Genomic DNA, 12,671 nt, shown 5'->3' on the forward strand with positions numbered 1-12,671 from the left:
CTCCTTTTTCCAAATTTTATTACATAATTTTTCAAAAAACGCTACGTTTCTTTTTCTTATTTTCTGTCATTTTCTCCGGCACTTTCCAGGATAACTGCATGTGCAATTCCCGGTACACTTTTTCCTTCATTAAAACTTACCGGTGACAAAAGTGCTCCGGTCGGAACAAACAAAACACGCTTCCATTCCTGATTTTTTAACTTCTGCAGAATATAGCCGGTCAGCATGACCGCGCTGCAGCCACAGCCGCTTCCACCGGACTGTACATTCTGGTCATCCCGATAAATTTCAATGCCACAGTCGATATATCTGTCCGCAATGTCATACCCCTTTGCCTGCAGAATATCCAGCAGGATCTGTCTTCCAACTTCTCCCAGATCACCTGTGATGATCTGATCATAGTCCTCCGGCTTTCTCTGAAAATCATTCAGATTCGCTGCGATCACGTCAGCCGCAGCCGGTGCCATACAGGCTCCCATATTCATACTGTCCTTGACACCATAATCTACGATCTTACCGGTGGTAACACCGCGTACCTGTACGATTTTTTGGACATCCGTTTTGCGGGACAGTTTCTTCTTCGTATCAAACTGCGAGGATAGAACAACTGCCCCGCTTCCCGTCACAGTCCAGGTTGCCGCCTGCGGACGCTGGTTGCCATAACCCAACGGGAAACGAAACTGCTTTTCTGCACTGGCAAAATGGCTGGACGTAAGTGCCACGACACGATCCGCAAAACCGCCGTCCACTAACATTGATCCGATTGCCAGTGATTCCCCCATCGTCGAGCACGCACCATACACACCAAAGATCGGGATGTCCAGATTCATCAGACCAAACGAGGATGCAATGAGCTGTCCGAGCAGATCGCCCGCCACAACATAGCGGATATCCTTTTTCTTTAAGCCGCATTTTTCGATTGCCATCTCCGCTGCAATCTGCTGAAAGCGTTCTTCCGCTTCCTCCCATGTCTCCTGTCCCGCCATCGGATCCTTTATGACATGATCAAAATATTTTCCGTAGGGTCCCTGTGCTTCTTTTTCTCCAACAACAGACGCCGCCCCTACGATCAGGGGCGGACAGTCAAATTCTACGCTTTGTTTTCCGATTTCTTTTTTTGCCATCCGGCACCTCCTTTTCCGCACAAAATGTGCATACCTTTTATGCCTATTTTTTCCAATGAAGGTACCGATTATTCATAATAATCTCACAAAACTTTCCACAGCAATGAAACGAAATCGCTCATAATATTTCTTATGTCCAATTACTGATAATAGAATTTTGCCTGCCAAAGAACTTGAAAATCCGTGAGCTATGACAAAAAAATTGTCTTGTCACTAACGGATTTCGAAAAGTCTAATTGCTTTGCTGCTTTGATTTTTGATAAACGCATCCTACCGTACTCGCCCCGAGGTGGGCTCAGTCGTGCGGATGCGCATTTATCAAAGCATTGCAAAGCAAAGACTTTTCAGAAATCCTACTGATCTGCGTCAATTTTTTGTCATAGTTCACGGATTAATCTGTTTTACGAGGCAAAATTATTATTTGTTTTCAGGACATAAGAAATATTATGAACCTACATTAACATTTCGTGAGGAAAGTTTTCGTAACATGATTATGAATCCTGTGAATTTTTTGGAAATGCTTTTTCATTTTTGCCGGTATATTTGATAAATAATTTCTGAAGTTTGAGGGCATATTTTTTGTCGAGATAATAACTTTTTATGTCGTCGCCGTCTACGGCTCCCCATGTGAAAAGCCCTGTTTTATCGTCCTGATAATCGGACCAGTACAGAATGTTTTTTGTGTCGTTGTCCCAGCGAAACAGTATCTGTGTATCCCACAATCCAAGATCCTCCGGCGAATATTTTGGATCTTTTTCTTTTTGATAAATTCTTGTTTTTTGCAGAATATGAAATAACTGAACTTTGTCCTGAAAGGACAGGTTTTTTAATTTCTTGCCGGAATAATTTCCCTGCGCCAGCGAAACATCCGGCATCTGAAATACCGAATACATTTTCATCGTTCCAAGAATGGAACGAGAAGTCTGCTGTCTTGTGACCACAAAGATCACAAGGCAGAAGACCACGATCACTGCAGCAAACATGATTTTTCTTTTCTTCATAGTTTCCCCCTTTTCCAGGCAACCTGCTACCGTTACCATAGCGAACTGATTTTACTTAAAAATTTAAGATTTCTTCTTTATAGATACGGAACGATCACCATATCACTGACATCTGCATGACCATACGGAATAATATAAAACCACGATCCGATCCGCATGCCAACCGTTCCACTGCTTCCTGTTTTAACCTCGTAGTCCCCGATTGGTTCGAGCTTACCTTCTCTACTGTAACGATATAATACATAGGTGTTCCGGTATGCCTTCTCTTCTGGATCATCCAGATATTTCTCATCGTAGGTCATTCCCCCAAAACCGACGATACTGTTATCCCCATCAATAAATACACCCTTGTAATCATACTCTACATTGCTGTTCTCCATATCTTCGATAAGCTTTTCATCAAAAATATGCAGATTTTCATTGTCCGAAATATCGTACAGTGCTATCTTAATATGTTGATTCTGCGTATCGTCTGTTGTCCCGATTCCGAGAAGAAGATTGTCTTTGACCGGATGAAGATACGTAGAAAAGCCCGGCATTTTCAGTTCGTCCATCACCTTTAGCTCCTTTGGATCAGAAAAGTCAATACTGATGAGAGGATCCGTCTGCTGATAGGACACCACATATCCGACATCCTCCAGAAGACGGACGGCTTTGACATCTTCGTTTTCTGCAATATTGCCGCATTTCGAGATCATTTCTAATGCATCGTCAAAAACGTAGGCACAGATTTCTGTGTTACTGACATAGTTTTGCCCGGACTCATAGCCCTCCTCCCCCTTTGCATCCTGCTCATACGCATAACGGATAATCTCTGTCACCACATACAGCATGTCTTTTCTTTCCTGAATGGCAAAACTGTTTGCAAACGATCCCGGCATTACCACCGTCTTATTTTCAACCAGTTTTCCCCCGTCCAGTTTAAACCTGAGTATCCTGCTACTGTCATTTTTTTCCTGTTGGGCGATATCTGCATAAAGAGTCGTGGAAAGATACAGATTATTCTCTGTCATATATACGCCCGTGTACAGACCAATCACTGCTTTTGTATTGATCTTTTTCACGTCCTTTTGCAGCTTCCATGTGCTGACCATGGTGTATGCATTCCCCTGTGCATCTTCCGGCAGAATAATATTGTCGGTTTCCAGAAATTTTCCGTCCAGCCACGGAACATAACGTTCCTTATCCTTCTCCTTCATCGCAGTCACCGGAACGTCCCAATTCTGTGTCACCAGATACAAAACACCCTGATATTCCCGCAGAGTATTGTAACTGCCATTCTGCAAAACATGGCGCAGTTCCTTTGGATGTCTGATATCGGAAATGTCATAGAAATAAACGGCTGTTTTAACATCCCACTTCACCGTTTCCTGAATCTCCTCTTCTCCGGCAAGTCCATGAAGCTCCTCTGCCACAACAAGTATATCCTGATAAACATACAATGCTGCCGTCCGGTATGACAACCATTTTGCATCAGAAGATAAACCTGTGGATCCATTTTCGTCCTTTGGAACCGGCAGCTTAAACTTCAACATCTCCTTTGTCTGTTTCCCCTCCGGCTTCAGAATATGAATACACGGCGGATCACCCCAGTCATTCTCCGTCTCTTTCTGTACCAGCTCATAGATATATTGTCCGTCCGTAATGATCGCATCTGCTTCCCCGACTCCTGTTTCCCGCTGGTTGATCGAAACATATGTCTGCACATTGCTGTCGACAGAAGCAGTTGCATATTGCACATCCCCGCCGGAAGTATTCTCTCCTCCCATCTTTGCGTTCATTGCATCACTGTCTTTTAAAACAATTTTATCCTGCTTCTCAAGCAGTCCCATATAATATTGATAAATCTGCTGGTAGCTGTCCACATGCATGATACTGTTGGTATAGCAGCCATCCGTTCCTCCCAGAAAGATCCGGCACAATAATACTGCAAGCACGAACCACACACAGCCTCCGGCAATCCGTGCCGGTTTCTTCCAGTGACGTTTGCGAAGCGTCACCTTCCTCATTCTGAGTCCGATCAGCCGTTCCGTTCCATTCATCATAAGCGGCTCCCTTCTGCCGCTTCCCCTGCGGCACATAAAATAAACAATTTGTTTCCCATTTTCGGAATTCCTATTTATCTGTGTCGCCTCAGCTCAAAATGTTGCATGAAATAAATTTTTTTAATATAGTTATCACCGGATTGGATGTGGGTTAGTCGTGGCGCTCATCGGTGTGGTCATAGCACTCACAGAATCTGGCTGCGAAGGCAGGTGGTTCGTCTGCCACATACAGGTGTGAGGTATCTCCGAAGGCTGTCATACGGAAGGAGGCAATGCCCGGGCGGCGTTCTTCGGTATAGAGTGTTGTAACGGAGGTTGGTGCCGCGCAGAAGCCATGCCACAGCACCATCGGTGAGATCCCGAGAAGGTGACTTAGAAGCACGCATTCCAGTCCGAAGTGACAGAACAGGACAATGGTGTCATCATTGGCATTCTCCGCACGGTAGATCTGTCCTTCGCAGCGATAGCCATGACGCTCAAGCAGTTTGTCAAATTCACCGATGACCCAGTCATACTCCGCCCTGATATCACCATGTTCCGTTGTCCCTTCTTTCAGAAGTGTATGGTCACTCCATGCATCCTTATCATAAAAGGAAGAAACCTTCGTCCAGTCCTCCGGAAGCCAGTCCCACAATATCGCCCTGTCGCCCACGTCCGGTCGTTTGATCCAGGCATCAAATTCCCGCATCCACGTCATCTCTTCCGCTTCCCGTCCCAGCCATTTCAGCGTGAAGGATGCGGTATCCTTTGCTCTTCCAAGTGGAGAAACATAAAATTTTGCAATGTCCAGCTTACAAAGGCGGTCTGCTAAAAGCTCTGCCTCCTTCCAGCCCTTTGGGGTCAGCGAATCAATGCTGTAATCCGGATCTCCATGTCGTACGATCATCAGTCTCATATTATATCAGTCACCTTTCCTATTTTATTAATGCAAAGCATGCCTGCCAATTTCTACTTCCAATGCTTCTTATATGTGAGGGATCTGACACGCCTTGCGCGTTGCCGTACCATTATCGAAAATTTTCTATATACCAGAAATGGGATCTGTACCATTTTCAGTACAGACCCCACAAAATAACATATCATTTCTAAGCAGCTTTTGCTTTCTGCCGCCAGTCAAAGACGTCGAAACAGACCTTACTCCGCTACAAACGCCTTTACCTTTGCGTAAATGCTGTCTGCATCCAGACCATACTTCTTGATCAGTTCAAGAGCAGGACCAGACTCACCGAATGTGTCGTTCACACCGATCTTCATAACCTTTGTCGGTGCCTTTGCAGACAGGCAGTCACATACTGCACTGCCAAGACCACCGATCACGGAATGTTCCTCAACGGTAACAACCTTACCGGTTTCTTGGGCTGCTGCCACAACCAGATCCTCATCCAGAGGCTTGATCGTATGAATGTTGATCACCTTTGCGGAGATGCCGTCTGCTGCAAGCTTCTCTGCAGCCTCAAGGCTCTCTCCAACCTCAAGTCCGGTAGCGATGATCGTCACATCGGTACCCTCGCGGAGTACAACACCCTTACCAATCTCAAACTTGTAATCCGGTCTGTCATTGATCACCGGCACTGCCAGACGGCCAAAACGGATATATACAGGACCTTCATGATCCAGCGCCGCCTTTACGGCAGCCTTAGCTTCTACATCATCCGAAGGATTCATAACGATCATCCCCGGAATCGTGCGCATCAGAGCAAGATCCTCACAGCACTGATGGGTTGCTCCATCCTCGCCGACAGAGATACCTGCATGAGTTGCTCCAATTTTTACGTTGAGATGTGGATATGCGATAGAATTACGAACCTGCTCAAAAGCACGTCCTGCTGCAAACATTGCAAAGGAACTTACAAACGGGATCTTTCCTGTCGTAGCAAGTCCTGCTGCAATACCCATCATATCACATTCTGCAATACCACAATCTATATGTCTGTCCGGATATGCTTTCTTAAAGATTGCAGTCTTGGTCGCTGCTGCCAGATCGGCATCCAGTACGACAAGATTTGGATACTCCTCTGCATATTCCTTCAACGCATTTCCGTAGCTTTCTCTTGTTGCTATTTTCTTTACGTCAGCCATGTTCATCCTCCTTTACTTTAAGCTCTCACCGATTTTGTCCAGATCAGCCATTGCCTGTGCATACTGCTCATCATTCGGAGCAGAGCCATGCCATCCTGCCTGATTCTCCATGAAGCTTACGCCCTTGCCCTTGATACTCTTTGCAATAATTGCGGTTGGCATTCCCTTGGTAGATTTCGCCTTCCGGAATGCATCTGCAATCTGATCAAAGTCATGGGCATCAATCTCGATCACATTAAAATTAAATGCCTTGAACTTGTCTGCGATCGGATATGGTGAACATACATCTGCAATATCTCCATCAATCTGAAGTCCGTTGTTATCAACGATCACAACGAGATTATCTAACTTACGGGCACCTGCAAACATTGCAGCTTCCCAGACCTGTCCCTCCTGGATCTCGCCGTCACCAAGAAGTGCATATGTTCGGTAATCTTTGCTGTCCAATTTTGCGGACAGTGCCATACCAACTGCTGCAGAGATTCCCTGTCCCAGAGAACCGCTTGACATATCAACACCCGGGATATGCTTCATATCCGGATGACCCTGCAGATAAGATCCCACATGACGAAGTGTCTTCAGATCCTCCTTCGGGAAATAGCCTTTCTCTGCCAGTGTTGCATAAAGTGCCGGTGCGATGTGTCCCTTGGAAAGAACAAAACGATCACGGTCTGCTTTCTTCGGATCCTTTGGATCTACATTCATCTCTTCAAAATAAAGATATGTTAAAATGTCTGCTGCGGAAAGAGATCCACCCGGATGACCGGACTTTGCACTGTGCACTGCTGTCACAATACCTTTACGAATCTCATTTGCAGTTTTCTTTAATGCTAATGTATCCATTTTCATTTCCTTTCTGTCTTTGATCTTATGATGACAGCTTTTCAAAGCTGCCTGTTCTTATTACTCACCAAATACGGCAAGATACTCCTTCTGGAACTTCTCAATACCCTGATCGGTCAGCGGATGCTTTGTCATCTGCTCGATTACAGAATATGGTACTGTTGCAATATCAGCTCCTGCCAGAGCGCAGTCTGTTACATGGATCGGATTACGGATGCTTGCCGCAATGATCTCTGTATCAATACCGTAGTTGTCAAAGATAGCGGTGATCGTCTCGATCAGATCGATACCCGGCTGTGAAATATCATCCAGACGTCCAAGGAATGGTGATACATATGCTGCACCTGCTCTTGCTGCCAGAAGTGCCTGATTTGCAGAAAAGATCAGTGTTACATTTACCTTAACTCCCTCAGAAGCAAGTACCTTTGTTGCCTTGAGTCCCTCTACTGTCATAGGGATCTTTACAACCATGTTTGGATGAAGCTTTGCAATTTCACGTCCCTCTGCGATCATGCCCTCTGCGTCTACAGTTGTTGCCTTAACTTCTCCACTGATAGGACCATCAACGATAGAAGCGATTTCCTTTAAGATCTCCTCCTGGCTCTTGCCACCCTCCTTGGCAATCAGAGAAGGGTTTGTGGTTACACCACAGATCACACCCATATCGTTTGCCTTTTTGATGTCCTCAATCTTCGCTGTGTCAACAAAAAATTTCATTATAACTTTCCTCCTATACATTATTCATTAGACAGTTGCCTGATTACATACAAACTACTGTTTTTAGTATACCTCTTTTCCGGGACAGGGTCAATAAAAATAGCGTGTCGAAACGTTAAAACATCAGTAAAACCAAACGCCCTTCCAGTCGTTTTTATATACCCTGTGCAGGCTGCCCTTCACACGGAAGGAACGAATCTTTCTTCCGCTTCCGTCAAGCTCCTCAAACAAATGATCTGCCGACCTGCAGTAAAGAAAACTATCATCATATGCAGTTACATTTCCACCGCTTTTGTTCCAGTCCAGTCTGTTCTTATCCACCAGTGCATAAGTTCCTGCCGTCTCGTCCACAAGATACCGGTAATAGTAGGAATTCTTCCTGCCGGATGAACCCCTGCCGGAATTGTTATTCAGCATACTGACATAATACTGTCCATCGGCAAGTCCGGAATTTTCCCCGGTCACAAGCGCATTCTGACCATACTGGGAGGCAAAAAGCTCCGGTGTCGTATTGCCTGTGTCGAGAATGGAATTCACTAACGGTGATGCCTGTGTCGGCTCGGCCTGTCCCTCGGCAAGACCTTTGGTCAATATCTTTTTGCGAAGCTTTTTGTCTGCTTTGTTCTTTCCGGAAATATTCCATAGCTTCCGATCCGTGATCATATAATCGAGCTTCGGCATCAGACTGTTGACATTGCTGACCTTCATGATCGTTGAATATTTGGAGGAGCCAAGCAGAAGCTGATTCGTTCCGGTCACCCGGATTGAATTGACCTGCATATGGTTCTTCCCTTTTAAGGTCTTCTTATGATCGGCACGCTTTACAAGCTTCACAAGTGCCGGTATATCTGACAGATTCAGGGCATCCGTAACCTTCCCGGAATTAACCTCCACTCTTGTAACGTTTCCGAGGGATGCCGACTGCTGTACCGGTCTTGCCAGCACATAGACCGCCCCCGCTCCATCATAAGCAAATTCACCGTAGATCTGATGCATCGGAAGCTTTAAGCACTTCTCCACCTGCCCCAGTGCATTGACCCGGACAAGCGTATTATTATCCACGGCATAAACGAGCGTATCATAAATTTCTTCGATATTATAACCGGCTGCTTTCGTCGGAAATTCCGCACGCAGCACGCCACTGTTATCATAAAATAAAACGGCATTTTGCTGTCCGGAGGAAGCTTTGCGGAATACCGTATAAAGACCGTTTTGCTGCTTTCCTTTGCTACTCCCCTTCTCGGATGAAAGGATTGTCTGCGCACCACTCCGGCTTTTCGGCATGTCCACTTTATAGTACAGTGTGTTGGCAAGCTCGTCCTTTTTATTGTACAGCTTAACAATCAGATAATTGGTTCTGCCCGGCACCAGACCGATGATCTGATACTCATGCTCCTTTGAAACATTGCCGGAAGCGCCGTTGTCGAGTGTTCTCGTAAAATCCGGTATCTTGTCGTCATCCACCGAGATCGTATAACGGCAGTAGAAATTCCCTTTGCTTTTAAAGTACATATACAAAGAATCCGGATTGGTTCCATATGGATTGTATGCCCAGAGAACGTCCTTCTCCGAATAATCCCGCTTCTTCTTCAGTTCGGTCAGCATCTTTTCTGCCGATGCCGACCGGCTTTCATTATAAACCTCATCCAGACTGGCATAATCTCTGGTGACAACATTCTTGTCAGAGCCCGATAAATAGAGCGTCTGCATATCCAGCTTGTCAATATCCTCCAACGCCTTATCCTTCGTGTTCGTATCCATCTCTTCCTGCAAAAGTGCTGCCTTTTTCTTCTCGATGCGCTGTGACACCGCATTCATTTTCCAAAGAAAGGCTCCCATCCCCGCGATCATCACCAGACTGGTGATCAATATAGTTATCAGCTTCTTCTTCATGAATTCACATTCCCTTTCTTCCTTCTCCGCCATCCTCGTGAAGTGCCTGTATCATGATCTCATACAGCTTCGGATAGCTCTTGCGGATAAGCACCGGACGCATATCCTTATCCAGGAAGCAATGTCCACTGCTGCCTGTGCTTCGCAGCTTTCCGGTTGCTTCATCGCACACCTCATAGGCAAATACCATCTTGATTCCATCGAACTTCGATATGCGCACAGATATGCTGATCGTATCCCCAAAGCGGACCGGATTCTTATACCTGCAGTCCACAAAGGTGACCGGAATGATCACTCCAAGCTCCTCCAGTCCGCTGTATGAAAGTCCTATCTCGTCCATCCAGTGCAGACGTGCCTCCTCGAAATAACGAATGTAATTAGAATGGTGTACGATCCCCATCTGATCGGTCTCATAATAATTGACCGAACGGCTGTATTTTATCATCAAATCCCCCCGTTTCCTTTTTTGACAGAATCACGCTTTACAGGTATCATATTGATATTGTGACTCCTACCAGTTATTATAAAGCCTGGCGTGCCAAAAGTCCATTTTATAACCGGGATATTTTTCCGGATTCTGACACACCTCCTTTTCCGAGGATCACACAACTTTATGAAAACACATCTGTTACAGATTATTTATTATAGAAATTATCAGAAAAGAGGACGATTATGAATCTCATCACAACAGAACACCTGACACATTCCTACACGGAACGAAAGCTATTTGACGATGCTTCCTTTTCCTTAAACGAACAGGAAAAGGTCGGAATTATCGGCATTAACGGCACTGGCAAATCAACCCTTTTAAAGATCCTTGCCGGCAAAGAGGAACCGGATGAGGGAACCGTTATTATGGGAAGAAATCTGCGAATCGGCTATCTGCCGCAGAATCCTGTTTTCCCGGAAAGCTTCGATGCACTGACCGCAGCGCTTCCTCTCGCCTCTGACATTTCCGGAGATCCTATGGATTACGAAGCAGATGCAAAATCAATGCTGACAAAGCTTGGCATCACGAAGCTGTCCCAGAATATCACAGAGCTTTCTGGTGGACAACGCAAGCGGATCGCCCTTGTACGCACCCTGCTGACACCATCGGATATCCTGATCCTTGACGAGCCGACCAACCACCTTGACAGTGCGATGGCGGAATGGCTGGAAAACTTTCTGAAAAACACAAAGAGTGCTCTGATCATGATCACCCACGACCGCTACTTCTTAGACAGCGTCGTCAACCGTATCGTGGAGATCGACAAGGGCAAGCTGTACAGCTACAGCTGCAATTACCTCGGTTATCTCGAGCGCAAAGCCCAGCGTGAGGAGATTGAAATGGCAACCGAACGCAAGCGTCAGAGTCTTCTGCGCGTGGAGATTGCATGGATGCAGCGCGGTGCCAGAGCACGTTCCACAAAGCAGAAGGCACACATCTCCCGCTACGAAGCACTCCGCGACACCAAGGCTCCGGTACAGGACAGCTCCGTAGAGATGGCTTCCGTTTCTTCCCGCCTCGGAAAAACGACCGTCGAGCTGGAACATATTACAAAATCCTATGGAGATCGTACCTTGATCAATGATTTCTCCTATATTTTCCTCAGAGATGACCGGATCGGAATTATCGGTCCAAACGGCTGCGGCAAGTCAACATTAATGAAGATCATTGACGGCACCGTCAAGCCGGACACCGGAACCGTAACGATCGGTCAGACTGTAAAGATCGGTTATTTTTCACAGGAAAACGAGGCTCTGGAGGACAATATGCGTGTGATCGATTATGTCCGCAGCGGTGCAGAATATATCCGACAGCCGGACGGCTCGCTGATCACCGCATCCGCCATGCTGGAGCGGTTTCTTTTCCCGGGTGACATGCAGTATGCCCTGATCAAAAAGCTGTCTGGTGGCGAGAAGCGCCGTCTCTATCTGCTCCGCATCCTGATGGAGGCACCAAATGTCCTTTTCCTCGATGAGCCGACGAACGATCTTGATATCGCTACACTGACGATACTGGAGGATTATCTGGACCATTTCGACGGTATCGTTGCTGTTGTATCGCATGACCGTTATTTTCTGGACCGTGTTGTCCGCCGGATCTTCTCCTACGAGGAGGACGGACACCTTGTGCAGTACGAGGGCGGTTATACCGATTATCTCCATGCAAAGCAGGCGAAGGAAGCTGCGATCACACCGTCCGGCACAGACAGCACTGTCACAGAGAATGCCTCCAAAACAATCAACCGCAGCAACTGGAAGGACGGACAGACCCATAAGAAAAAGATGACCTATCAGGAACAGAAGGATTTTGAAACGATCGAGGAGGATATCCAGAAGTTAGAAACCCGCCTGGAAGAGATCGATGAGGAGATGGGACGTGCCGCCAGTGATTTCGTCCGGCTCGGCAAATTATCCGAAGAAAAAGAGAATCTTTCTCAGGAGCTTGAGCAGAAAATGGAGCGTTGGATGTATCTTGAGGAGCTTGCGCAGGAACTGGGAATAGACAAAAATTAGCGGAGTATTTGATTGGTTTTACATTGACAGCGAACAACGAATATGATAGATTAAACATGTTGTTGAATCTGTGCTCACACAGGTTACAAAATTTTTTCATTATTTTAGGAGGCACTACTATGAAGGGTACAGTTAAATGGTTTAACGCAAAGAAGGGTTTTGGTTTCATCTCTGACGAGACAGGAAAAGATGTATTCGTACATTTCTCAGCACTTCAGATGGACGGCTTCAAGGTTCTTGATGAGGGCGAAGAGGTTGAGTTCGATGTTGTTAACGGAGAAAAGGGACCACAGGCTGCTAACGTTGTTAAGCTTGGTTAATTGCAGACAACAGACAGACGTTATATTCATGGCATAAACCATTTTAGTTTTTTGATAAAATTTTTTATTGCAAAATTATCTGGACATAAGCTTTGAGGTGTAACAAAAGGCTGATGCATCATCTGATGCACCAGCCTTTCTTTATTA

Annotated in this window: 11 protein-coding genes; 2 read left to right on the forward strand and 9 right to left on the reverse strand. The window is 45.9% G+C overall.

Annotation, left to right across the window (positions count from 1 at the left end; genetic code table 11):
• Positions 1-56 precede the first annotated feature (56 nt).
• The 9 genes from spoVAD to ACZLMD_RS03085 all read right to left on the reverse strand — a co-directional run bounded on the left by spoVAD (position 57) and on the right by ACZLMD_RS03085 (position 10,147).
• Positions 57-1,124, reverse strand: a complete 1,068-nt coding sequence (gene spoVAD / locus ACZLMD_RS03045; RefSeq protein WP_482522570.1) for a stage V sporulation protein AD — start codon at positions 1,122-1,124, stop codon at positions 57-59.
• A gap of 491 nt (positions 1,125-1,615) precedes the next feature.
• Positions 1,616-2,125: a hypothetical protein gene (locus ACZLMD_RS03050; protein WP_489495102.1), complete on the reverse strand. Its 510-nt coding sequence runs from the start codon at positions 2,123-2,125 to the stop codon at positions 1,616-1,618.
• A 77-nt stretch (positions 2,126-2,202) separates the two neighbouring features.
• Entirely contained in the window at positions 2,203-4,170 is a 1,968-nt protein-coding gene (locus ACZLMD_RS03055) for a beta-propeller domain-containing protein (RefSeq protein WP_489495103.1), read from the reverse strand.
• Positions 4,171-4,321: 151 nt separating this feature from the next.
• On the reverse strand, positions 4,322-5,065 hold the full coding sequence (locus tag ACZLMD_RS03060; RefSeq protein WP_489495104.1) for a histidine phosphatase family protein: 744 nt from the start codon (positions 5,063-5,065) through the stop codon (positions 4,322-4,324).
• 239 nt (positions 5,066-5,304) lie between these two features.
• Entirely contained in the window at positions 5,305-6,249 is a 945-nt protein-coding gene (locus ACZLMD_RS03065; RefSeq protein WP_022305215.1) for a transketolase family protein, read from the reverse strand.
• Positions 6,250-6,261: 12 nt separating this feature from the next.
• On the reverse strand, positions 6,262-7,116 hold the full coding sequence (locus tag ACZLMD_RS03070) for a transketolase (protein WP_279222350.1): 855 nt from the start codon (positions 7,114-7,116) through the stop codon (positions 6,262-6,264).
• Between the two features lie 36 nt (positions 7,117-7,152).
• The gene (gene fsa / locus ACZLMD_RS03075; RefSeq protein ID WP_022305213.1) at positions 7,153-7,809 is read right to left on the reverse strand and encodes a fructose-6-phosphate aldolase; all 657 of its coding nucleotides are present in this window, start codon (positions 7,807-7,809) and stop codon (positions 7,153-7,155) included.
• Between the two features lie 123 nt (positions 7,810-7,932).
• Positions 7,933-9,702: an aryl-sulfate sulfotransferase N-terminal domain-containing protein gene (locus ACZLMD_RS03080; protein WP_489495105.1), complete on the reverse strand. Its 1,770-nt coding sequence runs from the start codon at positions 9,700-9,702 to the stop codon at positions 7,933-7,935.
• Positions 9,703-9,706: 4 nt separating this feature from the next.
• Positions 9,707-10,147: an acyl-CoA thioesterase gene (locus tag ACZLMD_RS03085; protein ID WP_489495106.1), complete on the reverse strand. Its 441-nt coding sequence runs from the start codon at positions 10,145-10,147 to the stop codon at positions 9,707-9,709.
• Positions 10,148-10,374: 227 nt separating this feature from the next.
• On the opposite strand from ACZLMD_RS03085, the gene ACZLMD_RS03090 reads away from it, so the two are divergent.
• Both ACZLMD_RS03090 and ACZLMD_RS03095 read left to right on the forward strand, forming a co-directional pair.
• Positions 10,375-12,204, forward strand: coding sequence for an ABC-F family ATP-binding cassette domain-containing protein (locus ACZLMD_RS03090; protein WP_489495107.1), 1,830 nt, complete (start codon positions 10,375-10,377; stop codon positions 12,202-12,204).
• 119 nt (positions 12,205-12,323) lie between these two features.
• Positions 12,324-12,524: a cold shock domain-containing protein gene (locus ACZLMD_RS03095; RefSeq protein ID WP_022305209.1), complete on the forward strand. Its 201-nt coding sequence runs from the start codon at positions 12,324-12,326 to the stop codon at positions 12,522-12,524.
• The last annotated feature ends 147 nt before the right edge of the window (positions 12,525-12,671 follow it).

It is taken from the genome of Jutongia sp. (assembly GCF_057878315.1).